This window comes from Streptomyces sp. NPDC059900 (assembly GCF_050270335.1).
GTDB lineage: Bacteria > Actinomycetota > Actinomycetes > Streptomycetales > Streptomycetaceae > Streptomyces.
This window is the reverse complement of the sequence record NZ_JBNNJZ010000108.1, coordinates 1-19848: the sequence shown is the minus strand read 5'-3', so window position 1 is coordinate 19848 and position 19848 is coordinate 1. Positions and strand designations below refer to the sequence as shown.

At 71.8% G+C, this 19848-nt stretch carries 19 protein-coding genes and 1 pseudogene; 6 read left to right on the top strand and 14 right to left on the bottom strand.

All coding sequences use genetic code 11. The features are described 5' to 3' along the window. Window positions 1-6: 6 nt before the first annotated feature. From ACQKIP_RS17385 to ACQKIP_RS17365, 5 genes and pseudogenes are all read right to left on the bottom strand, one after another. Window positions 7-453: pseudogene (locus ACQKIP_RS17385) on the bottom strand (type III pantothenate kinase); the annotation flags it as partial. A gap of 7 nt (window positions 454-460) precedes the next feature. Next, window positions 461-1444 carry a carboxylating nicotinate-nucleotide diphosphorylase gene (gene nadC / locus ACQKIP_RS17380; RefSeq protein WP_365858814.1) on the bottom strand — a complete coding sequence of 328 codons (984 nt, stop codon included), beginning with the start codon at window positions 1442-1444 and terminating at the stop codon, window positions 461-463. 2 nt (window positions 1445-1446) lie between these two features. Then, window positions 1447-3195: an L-aspartate oxidase gene (locus ACQKIP_RS17375; protein ID WP_365858816.1), complete on the bottom strand. Its 1749-nt coding sequence runs from the start codon at window positions 3193-3195 to the stop codon at window positions 1447-1449. Further along, the gene (gene panC / locus ACQKIP_RS17370; protein WP_365858818.1) at window positions 3192-4193 is read right to left on the bottom strand and encodes a pantoate--beta-alanine ligase; all 1002 of its coding nucleotides are present in this window, start codon (window positions 4191-4193) and stop codon (window positions 3192-3194) included. The genes ACQKIP_RS17375 and panC overlap by 4 nt, the downstream gene beginning before the upstream one ends. Then, on the bottom strand, window positions 4190-5128 hold the full coding sequence (locus ACQKIP_RS17365) for a Rossmann-like and DUF2520 domain-containing protein (protein ID WP_365858820.1): 939 nt from the start codon (window positions 5126-5128) through the stop codon (window positions 4190-4192). Before ACQKIP_RS17365 ends, panC begins: the two co-directional genes overlap by 4 nt. Before the next feature lie 147 nt (window positions 5129-5275). Here ACQKIP_RS17365 and ACQKIP_RS17360 point away from each other — a divergent pair, with 147 nt between their 5' ends. Further along, the gene (locus ACQKIP_RS17360) at window positions 5276-6463 is read left to right on the top strand and encodes a threonine aldolase family protein (RefSeq protein ID WP_365858823.1); all 1188 of its coding nucleotides are present in this window, start codon (window positions 5276-5278) and stop codon (window positions 6461-6463) included. Here the strand turns inward: ACQKIP_RS17360 and ACQKIP_RS17355 are convergent. Then, a complete protein-coding gene (locus ACQKIP_RS17355) occupies window positions 6420-6647 on the bottom strand; it encodes a hypothetical protein (RefSeq protein ID WP_365858825.1) in 228 nt (75 codons plus the stop codon). The genes ACQKIP_RS17360 and ACQKIP_RS17355 overlap by 44 nt on opposite strands. A gap of 216 nt (window positions 6648-6863) precedes the next feature. On the opposite strand from ACQKIP_RS17355, the gene ACQKIP_RS17350 reads away from it, so the two are divergent. Continuing rightward, window positions 6864-7976 carry a DUF5937 family protein gene (locus ACQKIP_RS17350; RefSeq protein WP_365859425.1) on the top strand — a complete coding sequence of 371 codons (1113 nt, stop codon included), beginning with the start codon at window positions 6864-6866 and terminating at the stop codon, window positions 7974-7976. Window positions 7977-8001: 25 nt separating this feature from the next. Here the strand turns inward: ACQKIP_RS17350 and ACQKIP_RS17345 are convergent, their stop codons facing one another. Continuing rightward, entirely contained in the window at window positions 8002-8676 is a 675-nt protein-coding gene (locus ACQKIP_RS17345) for a response regulator transcription factor (protein WP_365859427.1), read from the bottom strand. Window positions 8677-8776: 100 nt separating this feature from the next. Further along, entirely contained in the window at window positions 8777-9979 is a 1203-nt protein-coding gene (locus tag ACQKIP_RS17340; RefSeq protein ID WP_365858828.1) for a sensor histidine kinase, read from the bottom strand. Between the two features lie 162 nt (window positions 9980-10141). Between ACQKIP_RS17340 and ACQKIP_RS17335 the strand changes: the two genes are divergently transcribed. Then, window positions 10142-11116 carry an SAM-dependent methyltransferase gene (locus ACQKIP_RS17335; RefSeq protein ID WP_365859429.1) on the top strand — a complete coding sequence of 325 codons (975 nt, stop codon included), beginning with the start codon at window positions 10142-10144 and terminating at the stop codon, window positions 11114-11116. Here the strand turns inward: ACQKIP_RS17335 and ACQKIP_RS17330 are convergent. Next, window positions 11081-12232, bottom strand: a complete 1152-nt coding sequence (locus tag ACQKIP_RS17330; RefSeq protein ID WP_365858830.1) for an NADH-quinone oxidoreductase subunit D — start codon at window positions 12230-12232, stop codon at window positions 11081-11083. The genes ACQKIP_RS17335 and ACQKIP_RS17330 overlap by 36 nt on opposite strands. 63 nt (window positions 12233-12295) lie before the next feature. On the opposite strand from ACQKIP_RS17330, the gene ACQKIP_RS17325 reads away from it, so the two are divergent. Continuing rightward, window positions 12296-12805, top strand: a complete 510-nt coding sequence (locus ACQKIP_RS17325; protein WP_365858832.1) for a PH domain-containing protein — start codon at window positions 12296-12298, stop codon at window positions 12803-12805. Further along, window positions 12802-14145: a PH domain-containing protein gene (locus tag ACQKIP_RS17320; RefSeq protein WP_365858834.1), complete on the top strand. Its 1344-nt coding sequence runs from the start codon at window positions 12802-12804 to the stop codon at window positions 14143-14145. The genes ACQKIP_RS17325 and ACQKIP_RS17320 overlap by 4 nt, the downstream gene beginning before the upstream one ends. Window positions 14146-14258: 113 nt before the next feature. Here the strand turns inward: ACQKIP_RS17320 and ACQKIP_RS17315 are convergent, their stop codons facing one another. The 4 genes from ACQKIP_RS17315 to ACQKIP_RS17300 all read right to left on the bottom strand — a co-directional run bounded on the left by ACQKIP_RS17315 (window position 14259) and on the right by ACQKIP_RS17300 (window position 17953). Beyond that, window positions 14259-15329: a hypothetical protein gene (locus ACQKIP_RS17315; protein ID WP_365858836.1), complete on the bottom strand. Its 1071-nt coding sequence runs from the start codon at window positions 15327-15329 to the stop codon at window positions 14259-14261. A gap of 160 nt (window positions 15330-15489) precedes the next feature. Beyond that, entirely contained in the window at window positions 15490-16467 is a 978-nt protein-coding gene (locus ACQKIP_RS17310; protein WP_365858838.1) for an ABC transporter substrate-binding protein, read from the bottom strand. 80 nt (window positions 16468-16547) lie between these two features. Continuing rightward, window positions 16548-17228, bottom strand: a complete 681-nt coding sequence (locus ACQKIP_RS17305; RefSeq protein WP_365858840.1) for an ABC transporter permease — start codon at window positions 17226-17228, stop codon at window positions 16548-16550. Beyond that, window positions 17225-17953: an ABC transporter permease gene (locus ACQKIP_RS17300; RefSeq protein ID WP_365858842.1), complete on the bottom strand. Its 729-nt coding sequence runs from the start codon at window positions 17951-17953 to the stop codon at window positions 17225-17227. The genes ACQKIP_RS17305 and ACQKIP_RS17300 overlap by 4 nt, the downstream gene beginning before the upstream one ends. A 131-nt stretch (window positions 17954-18084) precedes the next feature. On the opposite strand from ACQKIP_RS17300, the gene ACQKIP_RS17295 reads away from it, so the two are divergent. Continuing rightward, window positions 18085-19242: an ABC transporter ATP-binding protein gene (locus ACQKIP_RS17295; protein ID WP_365858844.1), complete on the top strand. Its 1158-nt coding sequence runs from the start codon at window positions 18085-18087 to the stop codon at window positions 19240-19242. 33 nt (window positions 19243-19275) lie between these two features. On the opposite strand, the gene ACQKIP_RS17290 is transcribed toward ACQKIP_RS17295, so the two are convergent. Next, on the bottom strand, window positions 19276-19848 hold a 573-nt coding region (locus ACQKIP_RS17290; RefSeq protein WP_427743359.1), incomplete at its 5' end, for an alpha/beta hydrolase.

Sequence of the window (19848 nt, the reverse complement as noted above, 5' to 3'; positions counted from 1 at the left end):
GGTCTACTCCCCGCGCGCGGAGACCGCGTCGAACGTCGTCGCCGTACCGAAGTCGACGACGACGGCGGGGCCTCCGTAGAGCTCGACGGCCGCGACCGCGTTGATGATGCGGTCGGCGCCGACTTCCTTGGGGTTGTCCATGAGGATCGGGACGCCGGTCTTGATGCCGGGCTCCACGAGGACGGCGGGCACGTCTCCGTAGTACCTGCGGGTGACCTCGCGCAGTTCGTGCAGGACGGAGGGGACCGTCGAGCAGATGGCGATGCCGTCGATGCCGTCGCCCAGCTCCTCGCCGAGCAGCGGGTGCATGCCCATCAGGCCGTTGAGCAGGACGGCCAGTTCGTCGGCGGTGCGGCGGGCGTCGGTGGAGATGCGCCAGTGCTCGACGATCTCTTCGCCGTCGAAGAGGCCGAGGACGGTGTGGGTGTTTCCGACGTCGATGGTCAGCAGCATGTCGTCGTCACTCCGCCGCGCGCAGGTCGAGGCCGATGTCCAGGATCGGCGAGGAGTGGGTGAGGGCGCCCACCGCGAGGAAGTCCACGCCCGTTTGCGCGTACGCCCGGGCGTTCTCCAGGGTGAGGCGGCCCGAGGACTCCAGGATCGCGCGGCCCCGCACGATGGCCACGGCCTCCTCGGTCTCGCCGGGCGTGAAGTTGTCCAGGAGGATCAGGTCGGCGCCCGCGTCCACGACCTCGCGCAGCTGGTGCAGGGTGTCGACCTCGACCTCGACGGCCAGGTCGGGGAAGGCCGCGCGGACGGCCTTGAAGGCCTGCTCCACGCCTCCGGCGGCCACCACGTGGTTGTCCTTGACCAGGGCCGCGTCGGAGAGCGACATGCGGTGGTTCACGCCGCCGCCCATCCGCACGGCGTACTTCTCCAGGGCGCGCAGGCCCGCCGTCGTCTTGCGGGTGTCGCGGACCTTGGCGCCGGTGCCGTCGAGGGCGTCGGCCCACGCGCGCGTGGCCGTCGCCACGCCGGAGAGGCGGCACAGGAGGTTGAGCGCGCTGCGCTCGGCGGTGAGCAGGTCGCGGGTGCGGGTGGTGACGCTGAGCAGCTTGGTGCCCGCCGCCACGCGGTCGCCGTCCTCCACGTGCCGCTCGACCTCGAAGGTGTCCGTGCAGACGACGGAGATGACGGCTTCGGCGATGCGCAGGCCCGCGACCGTACCGGCCTCGCGCGCGGTGAAGTCGCCGGTGGCGACGGCCTCTTCGGGGATCGTGGCGACCGAGGTGACGTCCACGCCGCCGTCCAGGTCCTCCTCGATCGCCAGGTGCGCGATGTCCTCGACCTGGACGGGGTCGAGTCCCGCGTCGGTCAGGAGCTGCGCGAGAGCGGGGTCGAGACCGCACTCCATGGGGTCGTACGCGTCGTCCGAGCCGCAGCCGCAGGCGTCGCCGCAGCCGCCGCCCGTGGGGGCGAGAGGGAGGTCGTCGGGGGTGCTCACGGTCACTTCTCCTGAGGGCTGGGACGGGGACTCGGGCCGGTCGGCGGGAAGTCGTGGGTCTCGGTGGTGCGGATCGCCAGGGTCCGGTCCGCGTTCAGGCGTACGACGATGTGGCGCCGCCAGGCTTCGTCGTCGCGCTCCGGGCGGTCCTCGCGCCAGTGGCAGCCGCGGGTCTCCTCGCGGCGCTGTGCGGCGGCGACCAGGACGCGGGCGACGCACAGGAGGTTGGTCGTCTCCCAGGTGTCGACGCCCGGTTCGGCGGTCTTGCCGTCCTCGGCGAGCGCGCCCGCGGCCTCGGCGTGGATGCGGGCGAGGCGGGCCGCGGCCCCGGAGAGGGACTCTGCGGACCTGAGCACTCCGGCGCCCTCGGTCATCACGCGCTGGATGGCGAAGCGGGCCTCGGGGGGCAGCAGGGGGTGCGCGGGGGCGTCGTGGTCGGGCGCCGGTGCGGGCACGGGGACGGGAACGGCCGCGTACAGCGCGGGGAGGGCCTTCTCGGCGTGCTGTGCCGCGATGTCCGCCGCGATGCGCTCGGCGTAGACCAGGCCCTCCAGAAGGGAGTTGGAGGCGAGGCGGTTGGCGCCGTGCACGCCGGTGCAGGCGACCTCGCCGCAGGCGTACAGGCCGGGGACCGTGGTGCGGCCGTGCGGGTCGGTGCGGACGCCGCCCGATGCGTAGTGCGCGGCCGGGGCGACGGGGATCGGCTCGGTCACCGGGTCGATGCCGTGGGCGCGGCAGGCGGCGAGGATCGTCGGGAAGCGGTTCTCCCACATGTCGGCGCCGAAGTGCCGGGCGTCCAGGTACATGTGCTGGGTGCCCTTTTCCTGCATGCGTCGCGTGATGCCCTTGGCGACGATGTCGCGGGGGGCGAGCTCCGCCAGTTCGTGCTGGCCGACCATGAAGCGCACGCCGTCCGCGTCCACGAGGTGGGCTCCCTCGCCGCGCACCGCCTCGGAGACCAGCGGCTGCTGGCCCTCGGCGTCGGCGCCCAGGAAGAGCACGGTGGGGTGGAACTGCACGAACTCCAGGTCGCTCACCTCGGCGCCCGCGCGCAGGGCGAGCGCGACGCCGTCACCCGTCGAGACGGAGGGGTTCGTGGTCGCCGAGAAGACCTGGCCCATGCCGCCGGTGGCGAGGACGACCGCGGGGGCGTGGACCGCGCCCACGCCGTCGTGCTGGCCCTCTCCCATGACGTGCAGGGAGACACCGGCGGTGCGGCCTTCGGCGTCGGTGAGCAGGTCCAGTACGAGGGCGTTCTCCACCGTCGGTATGGACTGGGCGCGGACCGCTTCGACCAGGGCGCGGGAGATCTCGGCGCCGGTCGCGTCGCCGCCCGCGTGCGCGATGCGGCGGCGGTGGTGGCCGCCCTCGCGGGTCAGCTCGATGGCGCCTTCGGGTCCTGTGTCGAAGTGGGCGCCGGTCTCGATGAGGCGGCGCACCGCGCCGGGGCCCTCGGTGACCAGGGTGCGCACGGCTTCCTCGTCGCACAGGCCCACGCCCGCCACGAGGGTGTCGTCCAGGTGCTGTTCGGGGGTGTCGCCCTCGCCGAGTGCGGCGGCGATACCGCCCTGGGCCCAGCGCGTGGAGCCGTCGTCCAGGCGGGCCTTGGTGACCACGACGGTCTTCAGGCCCGCCGCCGAGCAGCGCAGGGCCGTGGTCAGTCCGGCCACTCCGGAGCCGACGACGACGATGTCGGCGGCCAGGGACCAGCCCGGCGCGGGGGCGTGCAGCCGTATTCCGGTGGCACTCATGCGGTGGCTCCGAACGTGAGCGGGATGTTGTCGATCAGCCGGGTCGCGCCGACCTTGGCCGCCACGGCGAGAACCGCGTCGCCCGTGTGGCCCGGCCCGACTTCCGTGAAGTCGGCGGGGTCGACCAGAGCGAGGTAGTCCAGCTCCAGCGGGGTCTTGCGGCGGGCCGCCTCGTCCAGGACCTGCCGGGCGGCGGCGCGGACGGCGGCGGGGCCGCCGGGCACGGACGGCGTGACGGACTGGGCGAGCGCGTGGGTGTCGGCGGCGGCGCGGGACTCCCCCAGGGCGTTCAGGGCGTCGGCGCGCGCGTGCGTGACGGGGGCGAGCGCGGCACGCGCGTGCAGGGCCTCCTGGGCGGCGTGCCGGTCGCGGCCCGCGAAGAGGGCTTGGGAGAGCGCGAGCGCGGTGCGGCGCTCGTCCGCCGACAGGTAGCGGTTGCGGCTTGAGAGGGCCAGCCCGTCGTCCTCGCGCACCGTGGGTACGCCGACGATCTCCACGCCGAAGTTCAGGTCCCGCACCATGCGGCGGATGAGGGCGAGCTGCTGGGCGTCCTTCTGGCCGTACAGCGCCGCGTCGGGCCGGGTGAGGTGCAGCAGCTTGGCGACGACCGTGAGCATGCCGTCGAAGTGGCCGGGGCGTGTGGCTCCTTCGAGGAGTGTGCCCATGGGGCCCGCGCTGATCCGGACCTGCGGTTCGCCGCCCGGATAGACCTCGTCGACGGACGGGGCGAAGACGAAGTCCGCGCCTTCCTGTTCGGCGATCTTGACGTCGGCGTCCAGGGTGCGGGGATAGCGGTCGAGGTCTTCGCCCGCGCCGAACTGGAGGGGGTTCACGAAGACCGTGACCACGACCTCGCCGTCGTCGCCCGCGATCCGGCGTGCGGTGCGGATCAGGGTGGCGTGGCCCTCGTGCAGGGCGCCCATGGTCATGACGACGACGCGGCGGCCGGCACGCGCGCGCGTGCGCAGGGGTTCGGCGGTGTGCAGGAGGCCGGTCACCGGGAGCCTCCTTCGCTGCCGCCGGTCGCGCTGCCGCCGTTGGCGAGGACCCCCAGGAGGTCCTCGGCCAGCTCGGGCTTGAGCAGACCGTGGGCGAGCGCGCGGTCGGCGGTCGCGCGGGCCATCGCCAGATAGCCGGCGACGGTCTGCGGCGCGTGCTTGCGCAGCTCGGCGACGTGCGCCGCGACGGTGCCCGCGTCACCGCGCGCGACGGGTCCGGTCAGTGCGGCGTCGCCGGACCGCAGGGCGTTGTCCAGGGCGGCGCCGAGCAGCGGGCCGAGCATCCGGTCGGGGGCGCCGACGCCCGCTTCGCGGAGCAGGTCCATGGACTCGGCGACCAGCGTGACCAGGTGGTTCGCGCCGAGCGCGAGCGCCGCGTGGTACAGCGGCCTGGCTTCCTCGGCGATCCATTCGGGCTCGCCGCCCATCTCGATGACCAGGGCCTCGGCGGCGAGGCGCAGCTCCTCGGGAGCGGTGACCCCGAAGGAGCAGCCCGCGAGGCGCTGTACGTCGACGGGGGTGCCGGTGAACGTCATGGCGGGGTGCAGCGCGAGCGGCAGGGCGCCGGCCCGCAGGGCAGGTTCGAGCACCTTTGTGCCGTACCGCCCTGATGTGTGCACCAGGAGCTGGCCGGGGCGGACCGCTTCGGTCTCGACGAGGCCCTCGACCAGGCCCGGCAGGGCGTCGTCCGGCACGGTCAAAAGGACCAGGTCGGCGCGGTCCAGGACCTCGGCGGGCGGGACGAGGGGGACGTCGGGCAGCAGGGCCGCCGCGCGTCGTACGGAGGCATCGGAGACCCCCGACGCGGCGACCGGACGGTGTCCGGCGAGCTGGAGTGCCGCGGCGAGCGCGGGGCCTACCCGGCCCGCTCCCACGACACCCACCGTGAGCCTCGCGGGGCGGTCCCGCGGGTCTGGCTGATGAGGTGCGTTCACGCGATGACGCCTTCCCGTTCCAGTCCGCTCGGGGTACCGGACGATTTCTCGTCATGCTAACGCGATTGGTCCGCGCCGCGTCCTCCGCTGTCCACAGGCTGTGGGTATTCGTATGACCGGTGGCCGATCGCACGCCATGCTCGGGACATGACTTCACACGACGGAGCACACGGCCAGGAGCATCCCGCGGACGAAGGGGCGGGCGAGGAGGATCTCGCGGCAGTCCGCCGCCGGGCCGCGGGCCTCGGCGCCGACCGGACCCTGCACCGCTGGTCCGGGCTCCTCCCGGCCGCAGCGCGGCTCTCGGCACTCGCGGATGCGGCCCCGGAGGTCGTGGGCGCGGACGAGCCCGTCGACATCTACGGCAACGCCGTCGTCGCCCGCCTGGAGGACGAGGTCGCGCGGCTGCTCGGCAAGGAGGCGGCCGCCTTCTTCCCGACCGGCACGATGGCCCAGCAGGTCGCCCTGCGCTGCTGGGCGGGCCGCACGGGCAACGCGACCGTGGCCCTGCACCCCAAGGCGCACCCCGAGGTCCACGAAGGGGGCGCCCTGTACGCGGTGAGCGGGCTGCGCACGGTGCATCCGACGCGGGAGCCCCGGCTGCCCACGGCCGATGAGGTGGCGGACTTCGGAGAGCCTTTCGGGACGCTGATGCTCGAACTGCCGCTCCGGGACGCCGGTTTCGTCCTGCCGTCCTGGGAGGAGCTCGAAGACGTCGTGGCGGCGGCCCGCGAACGCGACGCCGTCGTGCACTTCGACGGCGCGCGCCTGTGGGAGTGCACACCGCACTTCGGCCGCTCCCTCGCGGAGATCGCCGGTCTCGCGGACACCGTGTACGTGTCGTTCTACAAGTCCCTGGACGGCCTGAGCGGGGCGGCGCTCGCGGGCCCGCGCACCCTGGTCGACGAGGCGAAGACCTGGCGGCACCGGTACGGCGGCCTGCTCTTCCAGCAGTTTCCGGCCGCCGTCGCGGCCCTGCTCGGCCTGAAGAACACGCTTCCGCGCCTGCCGGACTACGTCGCCCACGCGCGCGTGGTGGCCGAGGCGCTGCGCGAGGGGTTCGCGGCGGCCGGGGTGCCCTGGTCGCGCGTGCACCCCGAGCGGCCGCACACCCATCAGTTCCAGGTCTGGCTGCCGTACGACCACGAGGCCCTGACCGAGGCGGCGCTCGGGCAGGCGGAGGAGACCAAGACCCAGCTGTTCGGCCGCTGGTTCCCCGACGGGCCGCCCGGCCTCTCGGTCACGGAGGTCACCGTGACCGGGGCGGGCCTGGAGTGGTCGCCTGACGACGTCAGTGATGCGGTCGTGGAGTTCGTACGCCGGATCCCCGGATGAACCGGGTCACGGCTGCCCGGACCCGTCCGCGGGCGGGGCGCTCCTCGACGACCGCACGGAAACGGCCGTAGTCGCGTACCTCGCGGATGACCTGCCAGTCCTGGGCACCGGGGGCGGGCGGGGTGCGCTCGTCGTGCTGGGCGGCGCGGTAGCCGTCGAGGAGGTACTGCTGCGTGATGCTCATGGCGAGTCGCCTTTCAAGACAAATGTTACTTATCGGGCACCCTTGGGTCGACGGGAAACCGAGTCGGCGCAGGGGTGGGTGGAGGTGAGCCGGTTCGGGTTCCGGCCCTGTGACCTCAGACTGCTCCCGCCGTCAGGCCCCCGTCGCGCCGATTGACACCGGGCGTCAATCGGCGGCCGGGATGTCAGTGGCGCGGTGCACGATGGGTCCATGAGCGTGCACATCGAGATCGCGGGCCTGCCGCAGGAGCGGATCTTCTTCGACCCTTCGCCCCTGGCGGAGCTGGGCGTCGCCCTGCACGCACTGGCCGAGCCCGGGCACCACCCCGGCATGCACGGCTGGGCCACCGCCACCACCGCGTCGCTCAAGCCGGACCTCGCCGACCGCCTGTGCGAGGCCGATTTCCTGTGGCGGAACTCGTTCTCGGACGTCTTCATGCCGTTCGCGGGGCTCGTGGACGGCGACGGCAGACCGGGGGTCACTCTCGCCGAGGAGCTCGACCTCCTCGACCGCCTGGACGACGAGCGGTTCGTCATGGCGGCCCTGGAGTTCACCTGCGGCACGACGTACAACGAAGGCGGTCCTTCACCGCTCACCGACCCCGTCCGCGGCGCCCGCGCCCTGGAACTCGCCGCCACCCGCGGCACGCGGCAACTGGAATTCGCCGAGCGTCTGCTGACCGACCCGCACACCGTCCGGGCCTGGCTGCGCCGCCTCCTGGAGGACTGCGACGAGGCGTTCTTCGCCGACACCTGGCGGCGGGTGCGCGTCCAACTGGCCGCCGACGCCCGGCACAAGACGGAGATACTGCGCCGCAAGGGCCTCGCCGAGGTCCTCTCCTCGGTGTCGGCGGCGCTCTCGGTGGACCCGGAAGGCCGCCGCATCACCGCGGACAAGCTGGTGCCGGGGACCACGACCGCCCTGGACCACACCCTGGGCGCGGGGCTCACGTTCGTGCCGTCGCACTTCGCCTGGCCGCACCTGATGGTCCTGCACGCACCGGGCTGGCGCCCGGTCGTCCACTACCCCGTGTCGGCCCCGGACCTGGCCAGGCCCACCTCCGTGGAGACCCTGGAGCGGCGGCTCACGGCCCTCGCCCACCCCGTGCGCCTGCGGCTGTGCCGCGACATGGCCCGCGCGCCCTTCAGCACAGGCGAGCTGGCCCACGCGGCCGGGCTCACGGCACCGGAGGTCTCCCGGCACCTCACGCTCCTGAAGAAGGCGGGCCTGGTCACCACCACCCGGCGCGGTCGCTATGTGATGCACCAGCTGGACGTCACCGTGGTGGCCCGCCTCGGCAGCGACTTCCTGGAGGGCATCCTGCGCTGACCTCCCGCGCCGGACCTGGCAGCTCTCAGGCCGCCCCGCCGCCCGCCCGGACCAGCCCCGTCTCGTAGGCGAGAACCACCACCTGCACCCGGTCCCGCAGACCGAGCTTGGTGAGGATGCGGCCCACATGCGTCTTCACCGTGGCCTCCGACAGGACAAGGCGAGCCGCAATCTCACCGTTCGAAAGGCCTTGGGCGACCAGGATCATGACCTCGCGCTCGCGGTCGGTGAGCCGCTCGAGCTCCTTGTGCTGCGGCTGTCCGCCCGCGTTCGGCAGCATCGGCGCGAAGCGGTCGAGCAGGCGCCGCGTCGTGGACGGCGCGACCACCGCGTCACCGCTGTGCACGGAACGGATCGCGGCGAGCAGCTCCCCCGGAGGCACGTCCTTCAGCATGAAGCCGGACGCGCCCGCCTTCAGCCCCGAGAATGCGTACTCGTCGAGGTCGAAGGTCGTCAGGATCAGGACCTTCGGCGGGTTCTCGTCCTGGCAGATGCGCCGGGTCGTCTCCACGCCGTCCAGTTTCGGCATGCGCACGTCCATGAGCACCACGTCGACCGCGGTCGTCCGCAGCGCCTGAAGCGCCTCGACCCCGTCGCCCGCCTCGGCGACGACCTCCATGTCCGGCTGTGCGGCGAGCACCATCCGGAATCCCGTGCGCAGCAGCGCCTGGTCGTCGACGAGCATGACGCGGATCGACATCAAAGGCCCTTTCGTGAGTGTGTTCATGAGCGTACGGGTGCGGTCGCAAGTGACTGGACGCGGTCACGAGCGTAGGGCGTGGACATTTCGGTGACAGGTGTCAATTTGCGGGCTTGAGCGGGAGAAGCGCACTGATGCGGAAGCCGCCGCCCGGCCGCGGCCCCGCGTCGAGGGTGCCGCCGACCATGCCGACACGCTCGCGCATGCCGATCAGTCCGTGCCCGCTGCCGTCGGCGCCGCCGTCCTCGTACAGCTCGTGGGGTGCGCCCTTGCCGTCGTCCTCGACGAGCAGCCCCAGGCCGTCGTCGAAGTAGACGAGGCGCACGCTCGCGCCGGTGTTCTCTCCGCCGTGCTTGCGGGTGTTGGTGAGCGCCTCCTGCACGATGCGGTACGCCGTGAGCTCGACGCCGCTGGGCAGCGGGCGCGGGGTGCCCTCGACCTTGAAGTCGACCGGCAGGCCGGCCGTGCGCACCTGCTCGATGAGCTCGTCGAGCTGCTCGACGTCGGGCTGCGGGACGTACTCGCCGCTCTCCTGGTGCTCGCCGGTGCGCAGCACGCCGAGCAGCCTGCGCATCTCGGCGAGCGCTTGGCGCCCGGTGCCCGAGATGGTCTCCAGGGCCTGCTTGGCCTGCTCGGGGGCCGCGTCGAGGACGTACGCGGCTCCGTCGGCCTGGACGACCATCACCGAGACGTTGTGCGCCACCACGTCGTGCAGCTCGCGGGCGATGCGGGCCCGCTCGGCCGCCACCGCGACCTTGGACTGCGCGGCCCGCTCCTTCTCCAGGCGGTCGGCGCGCTCCTCCAGCTGCGCGAAGTACGCGCGACGGGTGCGGATGGAGTCGCCGAGCACCCAGGCGAGGGCGAACGGCACCATCTGGAAGATCGCGAAGAAGATGCTGCCGAAGGTGCTTATGCTCTCCTCGGGCCAGCGCAGCGACGAAAGCGGAGCCGCGCACAGACCGCCCGTGAGGGCGAACCGCGAGGCCCACTTCGTGCCGTCGGCCGAAGCCGTATAGATGATCACCAGCATCGCGAAGTCCGCCGGCATCGTCTCCACGTCGAAGACCAGCTGGGCGACGCCGAGGACGGCCGCGAGGACCAGCATCTTCTCGGTGTACTTGCGGCGCAGCGCCACCACGACGGACATGCCGAGTACGACGACGGCGGCCGCGACCGTGGGGTCGCGGCCGTCCGCGTCGGCCATGGAGACCATGCCGACGCCGGAGACCCCGAGCAGGACGACGGCCCAGAAGCCGTCGACCCCGGTCGGGTGTCTGCGGAGAAAGTCATAGACGCGTTGCACGTAACCCAGCGTAGGCAGCGCCATGGCCCTCCGGGGTCAACCGGAGGGCCGATCCGTATCCCTCGCGTGTACTCCCCAAGGTGGAGGCCCGCTTAGCCTTCTCGCGTGGGAGACAAGGTCCGGAGTCAGGGACAGGACGTACGGCGCGGCTGGCGGGAGGCCATGGAGGCCGCCCTGTACGGGCCCGGCGGCTTCTATCTGCGCCCCGAAGGACCCGCGGGGCACTTCCGGACGTCGGTGCACGCCTCGCCGCTCTTCGCGGGCGCTGTGGCCCGGCTCCTGTGCCGGGTGGACGAGGCGCTCGACCACCCGGACGAGCTCACCTTCGTCGATCTCGGAGCGGGCCGCGGCGAGTTGGCCGCGGGCGTCCTTGCGGCACTGCCCTCGGACATGGCGCCACGCGTGCGTGCCTGCGCCGTGGAGCGTGCCGGCCGCCCCGAAGGCCTCGACCCGCGCGTCGAGTGGCTCGACCGGGCGCCGCACGGGGTCACCGGTCTGCTCTTCGCCAACGAGTGGCTGGACAACGTCCCCCTGGACGTCGCCGAGGTCGCACCGGACGGCGTCGTCCGCCATGTCCTCGTACGCGACGACGGCACCGAATCGCCGGGCGACCCCGTCGAGGGGCAGGACGCCGAGTGGCTCGCACGCTGGTGGCCGCTCGCCGCGGAGCCCGGCCTGCGCGCGGAGATCGGCCGCTCCAGGGACGAGGCGTGGGCGGGCGCCGCGGCGACCCTGACGCGCGGCCTCGCGGTCGCCGTCGACTACGCGCACGACCGCGCCTGGCGCCCGCCCTTCGGCACGCTGACCGGCTTCCGCGCGGGCCGCGAGACGGCGCCCCTGCCGGACGGCACCTGCGACATCACCGCCCATGTGGCACTCGACGCGTGTGCGCTGCCCGGAGCCGCCCTGCTGACCCAGCGGGCGGCCTTGCACGCCCTGGGCGTGAGCGGCGGCCGCCCGCCGCTCTCGCTGGCCTCCGGTGACCCGGCGGCATACGTACGGGCCCTCACGCGCGCGGGGGAAGCGGCCGAACTGACCGCGGCGGGCGGGCTCGGCGACTTCGGGTGGCTGGTCCAGCCGGTGGGAATCCCCGCCGGTCCGCTACTTGTCGATGTCCCCGACCACGAAGAACAGTGAGCCCAGGATCGCCACCATGTCGGCGACCAGCTGGCCGGGCAGCAGCTCGGCGAGCGCCTGGATGTTGTTGTACGACGCCGAGCGGAGCTTCAGGCGGTACGGGGTCTTCTCGCCCTTGGAGACCAGGTAGTAGCCGTTGATGCCCAGGGGGTTCTCGGTCCACGCGTACGTGTGGCCCTCGGGGGCCTTGAGCACCTTCGGGAGGCGCTGGTTGACCGGCCCCTGGGGCAGCTCGGCGAGCCGCTCCAGGCAGGCGTCCGCGAGATCGAGGGCGTTGTGGGTCTGCTCCAGGAGGCACTCGAAGCGGGCCAGGCAGTCGCCCTCCTGGCGCGTGACGACCTTCAGGGTGTCCTGGAGCTCCCCGTACGCGAGGTAGGGCTCGTCACGGCGCAGGTCGAAGTCCACTCCGGAGGCGCGGGCGATGGGACCGCTCACTCCGTAGGCGTGCACGGCCTCCGGGGAGAGCACGCCGACGCCGCGGGTGCGCCCCCGGAAGATCTCGTTGCCGAGCACCAGCTTGTCGTACACGTCCATGCGGGAGCGGACCGATGCGACGGCCGCACGCGCGCGCGTGGCCCACCCGGCGGGCAGGTCCTCCTTGAGACCGCCCACCCGGTTGAACATGTAGTGCATGCGGCCGCCGGAGATCTCCTCCATGACGTTCTGGAGCTCCTCGCGCTCCCGGAACGCGTGGAACACCGGGGTGATTCCGCCCAGTTCGAGCGGATACGAACCGAGGAACATCAGATGGTTGAGCACGCGGTTCAGCTCGGCGAGCAGCGTGCGCATCCACACGGCGCGCTCGGGCACCTCCATGCCGAGCATCCGCTCCACGGCAAGGACGACGCCGAGTTCGTTCGAGAACGCGGAGAGCCAGTCGTGCCGGTTGGCGAGCACCACGATCTGCCGGTAGTCACGCGCCTCGAAGAGCTTCTCCGCGCCGCGGTGCATATAGCCGATGACCGGCTCCGCCTGCTGGATCCGCTCGCCGTCGAGGACGAGGCGCAGCCGCAGCACGCCGTGCGTGGACGGGTGCTGCGGGCCGATGTTGAGCACCATGTCGGTGCTCTCCGCGGCGCCGCCGATGCCGAGCGTGGTCTCCGTCGTGGGGCTCATGCGCGCATTCTCTCGTACACGCGGCCATACGCGACTGTCAGCTCCGCTACGTACGCTTGGAGCATGGAAACGGGGACCGCGGAGCCGGCACGACCGGGACAGTCGGGGGCGCAGCCGGTGTGGACCGGGCTGCCGCGGGGGCTGCTGCGCATGCGGCGGCTGCTCCTGGTGGCGTGGCTCGTGCCGCTCGCGGCGGCCGTCGGCGTGCTCCTCGGCCTCTTCGCCGGGCCCGGATGGGCGGCCTTCGCGGCCGTTCCGCTGGCCTTCGTGGCCTGGGGCTGGCCGATGCTGGGGCGCAACTGGCGGTCCTGGCGGTATGCGGAGCGGGCCGACGACCTGCTGATCAGCCGGGGCGTGCTCTGGCGCGAGGAGACGATCGTCCCGTACGGCCGGATGCAGCTCGTCGAGGTGACTTCGGGGCCCGTGGAGCGGCACTTCGGGCTGGCCAGCGTGCAGCTGCACACGGCGGCCGCCGCCACCGACGCGCGGATCCCCGGCCTCATCCCCGAGGAGGCCGAGCGGCTGCGCGACCGGCTCACCGAGCTGGGCGAGGCCCGCTCGGCGGGGCTGTGAGCGGCGTACGGGAGGTGGCCGGGGAAGAACACGCCCCCGGCACCGAAGTCGTGCGAGAGCGGCGTCTGCACCCCGTCACGCCCCTGCGCAGGGCCTGGGCGCCGGTGGCGGTCGTCGTGGGCTTCGCGGTGCACGACCCGAGCGGCACACAGCGCCGGGTGTCCGAGCTCCCCGTGACCCAGATCCTCGCCGGAATCGCCGTCGTCCTCCTGGGCGGCGCGCTCTACGGCTTCATGAGCTGGTGGTTCACGCACTTCGCCGTCACCGACACCGAACTGCGCATCCGCACCGGACTGGTCTTCCGGCGCACCGCGCACATCCGGCTAGACCGGCTCCAGGCGGTGGACGTGACACAGCCGCTCGCGGCCCGCATCGCGGGCGTGGCCAAGCTCAAGCTGGATGTCGTCGGCGCGGAGAAGAAGGACGAACTGGCCTTTTTGGGCCAGGAGGAAGCCTCGTCGCTGCGCGCCGAACTCCTCGCGCGGGCGGCCGGTTTCGCGCCCGAGACGGCCCGTGAGGTCGGTGAGGCGCCGGTCAACAACCTGGTGCACGTCCAGCCGCGCATGCTCGCGATCTCCCTGGTCCTGACCGGCACGACGTGGGGCATGCTCGTCGCCGCGCTCGTCGTGCCGCCCTTCCTGTGGTTCGCCACCCACAACCTGTGGACAGTCCTCGCGACCGGACTCCCCATGCTGGGCGGCGCGTTCGCCAGCAGCATCGGGCGGTTCATCGGGGAGTACGACTGGAAGGTGGGCGAGTCCCCTGACGGCCTGCGCATCGACCACGGGCTGCTCGACAAGGCGCACGAGACGGTGCCTCCGGGGCGGGTGCAGACGGTGCGTGTCGTGGAGCCGTGGCTGTGGCGGCGGCGCGGATGGGTGCGGGTGGAGCTGGACGTGGCCGGCTCGTCCAACGGCGTCCTGGTGCCGGTCGCGCCGCGCGAGGTCGCGGAGTCCGTGATCGCGCGGATCCTGCCGGGCGTGCGGGTGCCTGCCCCGGCCGAGCTGATCCGCCCTCCCGCGCGGGCCGCGTGGTGCCTTCCGGTGTGGTGGAAGGGGTACGGCCTCGCGGTGACGGACACGGTCTTCGCGGCCCGGCACGGCCTGTTGCGACGCCGCCTGTCTTTGGTGCCGCACGCGAAGGTGCAGAGCGTACGGCTCACGCAGGGGCCCTGGGAGCGGTTCAAGGGCGTGGCGGACGTCGAGGTGGACACGGGCGCGAACAAGACGGTGACGGCGCGGTTGCGTCCTGCCGACGAGGCGAAGGAACTGCTCCAGTCGCAGGCCGACCGCTCACGCACGGGGCGGAGAACGGCGCGGCCCGATCGCTGGATGGCGTGACGGGAGAGCCTTTCCCCGACCCTCCGCAGAGGCTGGAATATCCAGCCCGTCCGGCGATTGAGGACGAACTCGGCGGAGCCGGTGATGACGGCGCCCGAGGCCCAGGGGCCCGCCTACGCCCGCAGAGCGGTCCGCAGCCCCGCCACGTCGATCTGCTCCGTCTCGTCATGTGCCGTCAGGTCGATGACCTGGCCCACGCCCCGCTGCTCGGCGTCGCCGTCAGGCTTCTTGAACTCCGCCTCGGCCTCCGCCTTGTGCACGGCGAGTGCTTCCTCGCCGACCACATCGGCGAGATCCACGTTCTGGACGGACTCAAGGGCCCCGGCGGTCGCCTCGCCCTTCGTCGCCTCGCCCTTTGTCGCCTCGCCCTTCGTGCCGAAGAAGTCGAAACCGCCCTGTACCGCCGGACGCTGCCTCTGTGCGGGCGGCGCGACGGCAACCGCGCGCTCATGCCCGCCGTACCCCTCGGCCGCCCCGGACTTCCCCCGCGCTTCGCCGCCGTCCGCACTCTGGCCGGAAACCGACCCCGCACGGGACCCCGCGTCCTCGGGGGAAGGCTTCGGCGTCAGCCGGTCGAGCGCCGAGTTCGCCCGCTCGTACAGCGACGGGGGCGCGATCGCCCCCGGACGCACGACGGGAGCAGGAGCCTCCACACGGGCGGCCGGAGCCTGCACGGGCACGGAAGCCTGCGTACGAACCGGAGCCGGCGGCAACGCCCTCGCCGGAGTGGACGCCTCTATGGCGAGCAGCCGCCGCCCCTCAAGGGCGCTCGCCCGCTCGGTCTCCGCCGTCGCGTACCGCCGAAGCAGCGCCGCGTGTTCGTTGCGCAGGGCCGCGAGCTCGGCCCGCTTGGAGCGCAGCTTCGTCTCCAGACGGCCCCGGATCTCGCGGGACTCGTCGAGGTCGGACTCGCACTCGGCTATGCGTTCCTCGTAGCGCCACTCGTCGCTCTTGCGGGCCCGGCCCAGCTCGGCGACCTGTTTGCCGGCCGCCAGGTCCCAGCGGCGCATCACGACCGAGCCCACGACGGCAGCCGCGGCCGCGGCCGCGGCCAGGCCGCGGAGCACCACAGGTTCCGCGAACAGCCAGGCGCCGCCGGCGCAGACAAGAGAGAGGCCTGCGACCGTCGAGGGAGGAAGCAGCCTGTGCAGGGGTGGGGAATGGCGGTGACGTCCACGTGGCATGGCCAGAAACTTACCGCGCGTAGGCGAACTCTGGAGCCCCGCCCGCCAAAAAGACAACGTCACTGTGCCGACTCCCCACCCTTAACGATCCTCTTCGGCCACTCAACTCCACTTTCGGCCGAGCCACTTCGAGGATGCCGCCGGTCGCGCTACTTCCCCGTCACTTCTTGATCAATCCCTTCGACTCCAGATACTCCGTGGCGACATCGGCTTCCTTCTGCCGCTCCACATCGACCTTCCGGTCGAGTTCCGCGAGATCTTCCGTCGTCAGCGTCTTGGTCAGCTCCCCGAGCGCGTCGGCTATCTCCTTGTCGCCCGCTTCCTTCGCGTTCACAACCGGAAGGATGTTGTCCGCATTCTGCAGCTTCTTGTCGTCCTCAAGGGCCACCAGACCGAAACTGTCGAGCGTCGCGTCGGTGGTCGTGGTCAGCACCACCTGGTCCGTGCCGTTCTTGACGGCCTGCTTGGACTGCGTGGTGCCGACGCCCTTGGGGTCGATTCCCGCGACATCGATGCCGTACGTCTTCTTGAGTCCCGGAGCGCAGAACGGCCGCGACTCGCATTCGTCACTCGCGGCGATCTTGACCTTCTCGCCGGACTTGCCGAGATCCGAAAGCGTCTTGAGCTTGTGCTCCTTCGCGTATTCCTTGCTCACCGCGAACGCGTTCTGGTCGACCGCCTCACCGACGGGAAGCACCTTCAGGCCGCGCGGTTCGGCGAGCTTCTTCAGCTCGGCAACCGTGTCGTCCACGTCATTCGAGGCGACGGGCTTCGCCTTCGGGCCGTTCTTGCCGAGGTTCAGGAACTCCGCGAGGGTCGCCGCGTATTCGGGAGCGACATCGATCGCGCCCTTCTTCAGCTCGGGTTCATAGACTTCGCGGTTCTGGACGGTCTTGACCTCGGCGTCATACCCGGCTTCCTCCAGAACTCCCGCATAGAGCTCGGCGAGCACCTTCTGCTCGGTGAAACGGGCCGAGCCGACCACGATCTTTCCCTTGTCGCCCGCCTTGCCCGCGCTGTCGCCCTTGCCGTCCTTCTCCAGGCTGTCACCGCCGCACGCGGTGAGCCCCGCGGTCAGCGCCACGACGGCCGCGGCCGCCCCTGCCATCCGTCGCGCGCGACGCGTTGTGCTGTTCATCGGTGAACCACCATTTCGAAAGCCCTCGGAAAATCTGAAAACTGCCGCAAACCGCCCTGCCGGTAACCGCCGTCCGGTGATCACCGCGCGACCTCCGTGCGACCCCGCATGGGGTTGAAGACCTTGCCCACCACGACGAGCACCACCTCCACGAAGAGCGCGAGCAGGGCCACGAGCAGGGCCCCCGCCACCACCTGAGGCGTGTTCTGCAGGTTGAACCCGGCCGTGATGATCCGGCCGAGGCCGCCCTCTCCCGCCATGGCGGCAAGGGTCGCCGTGGCGACGACCTGCACGCCCGCGGAACGGACTCCCGTCATGATCAGCGGGTACGCGAGCGGCAGCTCGACCCGGGCGAACAGCTGGCGGCCACTCATGCCCATACCCCGTGCGGCCTCGACCACCGCACGGTCGACCTCACGCATCCCGATGTAGGCGTTGGTCAGCAGCGGCGGGACCGCGAAGAGCACGAGCGCGATCAGCGTCGGCACGTCGCCGTGCTCGCCGAGCGGCGTGAGCGTGAGCAGGACGAGCACCGCGAGCGTCGGCACCGCACGGCCGATGTTCGAGATGTTCACCGCGAGGGCGCCGCCCTTGCCGATGTGTCCGAGATACAGGGCGATCGGCAGCGCGATCAGGCAGGCGACGGCGAGGCACACCCCGCTGAAGTAGAGGTGCTCGCCGAGCCGGTGCCACACCCCCTTCTCGCCCTGCCAGTTGGCACCCGTGGTCAGCCATTCGTACGCGCCGGTTATCGCGTTCATGCAGGTTCAGCCACCTTGGCCGGGCGCTCCGCGCGAGCGGGACGGTTCGTACGTATGCGACGGACCCGGGTCCAGGGCGTCAGCCACCGCTGGAGCGCGAGCAGAAGCAGGTCGGCGACGACCGCGAGCAGCACACAGAGCGCGGACGCGGTGAGCACCTGTGCCTTGAAGGTCGTGTCGAGGCCGTCGAGGATCAGCGATCCGAGGCCTCCGTAGTCGACGATGGCGCCGACGGTCGTCAGGGCCACCGTCGAGACCGTGGTGATGCGGACGCCGGCGAGCAGCGCGGGCAGCGCGAGCGGCAGTTCGACCTCCCACAGCAGCCGCAGCGGGCCGTACCCCATCCCCCTGGCGGCGTCCCGCGCCTCCTCCGGCACGGCCCTGAGGCCCGCCAGGATGTTCCGTACCAGGATCGTCAGGGAATACAGCACGAGGCCCGTGACGACCAGCGAGGCCGAGAGCCCGAAGAAGGGCAGCAGCAGCGAGAACATGGCCAGCGAGGGCACGGTGTAGAGCACGGTCGTCACGCCGAGGATCGGGCCCGCGAGGAAACGCCAGCGCCGCGCGAGCAGCGCGAGCGGCAGCGAGACGGCGACGCCGATGGCGACCGATGCCGCGGTGATGCCCACGTGCTGCACGGTGGCGTCGATCAACTCCTGGCTGCGGGAGCTGACGTACTCCCCGCATATCCAGTCGTTCGTCACCAGACAGTTCTGCCCGCTCATCCGCCCCACTCCCCCCGCATCCCGTTTCCCGAGGCCGTCTGGCGACCCTAACGCGGGGCACCGACAATCGCCGAGACTCGTCGTACAGGCGCAACATGGGCTTTACACAACGCCCGCAACAATGGGGAATCATGATCCGGTTCGAGCACGTCACCAAGCGGTACGCGGACGGCACCACCGCCGTCGACGACCTGTCCTTCGAGGTCGCCGAGGGCGAACTGGTCACGCTCGTCGGCCCGTCGGGCTGCGGGAAGACGACGACGATGAAGATGGTGAACCGTCTCATCGAGCCGACGGAGGGCCGGATATCCGTCGACGGCGAGGACATATCGACCACCGACCCGGTGCAACTGCGGCGCCGTATCGGCTATGTCATCCAGCAAGTCGGCCTCTTCCCGCACAAAACGGTCCTGGAGAACACGGCGACCGTCCCGCATCTCCTCGGCGTGAAGCGGGGCAAGGCCCGCGAGCGTGCCGCCGAACTGCTCGACCTGGTGGGCCTGGACCCCGCCACCTTCGGCGGCCGCTACCCCGAGCAGCTCTCCGGTGGCCAGCGCCAGCGCGTCGGCGTGGCCCGTGCGCTCGCGGCCGATCCGCCCGTGCTCCTGATGGACGAGCCGTTCGGCGCCGTCGACCCAGTGGTGCGCGAGCGCCTCCAGAACGAATTCCTCCGCCTCCAGCAGGCCGTGCGCAAGACCGTCCTCTTCGTCACGCACGACATCGAGGAGGCGGTCCGCCTGGGCGACCGCATGGCCGTCTACGGAGAGGGCCGCATCGAGCAGTTCGACACCCCCTCGACGATCCTGGGCGCACCGGCCAACGACTACGTGGCGGACTTCGTCGGCGCGGACCGCGGCCTCAAGCGCCTCTCCGTGACGCCCATCGAGGAGGGCGACCTGGAGCAGCCGCCCGTCCTGCACCTGGACGACCCGCTGCCCGCGAAGCTCGAAGCCCGCTGGGCCGTGGTCCTGGACGGCGAGAACAACCTGCACGGCTGGATCTCCGCCGAGCACGCCCACAGCGGCCCGGGCACCGTCCGGGACCACGCACGCCGCATGGAGGCGTGGCTGCCGGTCGGCGCGACCCTGAAGCAGGCGTTCTCGACGATGCTCCAGCACGACGCGGGCTGGATCGCGGTCATCGACAAGGACAGCGAGGGCCGCTTTTTGGGCATCCTCACGCCGGCCCGGCTGCACGAGGCGCTGCGCAGGTCGACGGCGGCGGACGCGCGCGACATCGCGCGCTCGGACGTCGAGTTGGAGACCATCACGGGCATCGGCAAGAGCTGAGGAGACCCGCCGCGGTGCTCCGCCGGAAGGGGCCTAGGACTGCTCGCCGTTCAGGCGCCCGCTCATCCACTGCATGGCGGCGGGAATCTCACGGCGCCACGTGTTGAAGTTGTGCCCGCCGCTGTCGAGCGTGATCGACGAGACGCGCGTGGGCGGCTTCACCTTGCCGATGAACTTCTCGGTGTCCCCGAAGTTGTCCTCTCCCTGCTTGCTGGTGGTGACGAGGAGGGACGTCTTGGGCGGCGGCATGTGGTCGAGGTACCACATGAGGTCGGCGCGCCGGCGCAACTCCTTGTCGCCGTGGAAGAGATCGCCCGTCGTGACGTCGATCGGCGCCTTGTAGAACGCGGAGAGGCCCACCCCGGCGGCGTACACGTCGGGGTGGTGCACGGCGAGCTTCAGGGCGCAGTAGCCGCCCGTGGAGTCACCGATGACGCCCCAGCTGCCCGCGGTACGGCCCGCCCTGTAGTGCTCGGAAATGGCGCCGGGCAGGTCCTTCGCGAAGAACGTCTCGGCCTGCGGACCGCCGGGGACGTCCACGCACTCCGTGTCCCGCGGCGGCGCCACGGTGGGCCGCATCATGACCAGGATCATCGGCTGCATCAC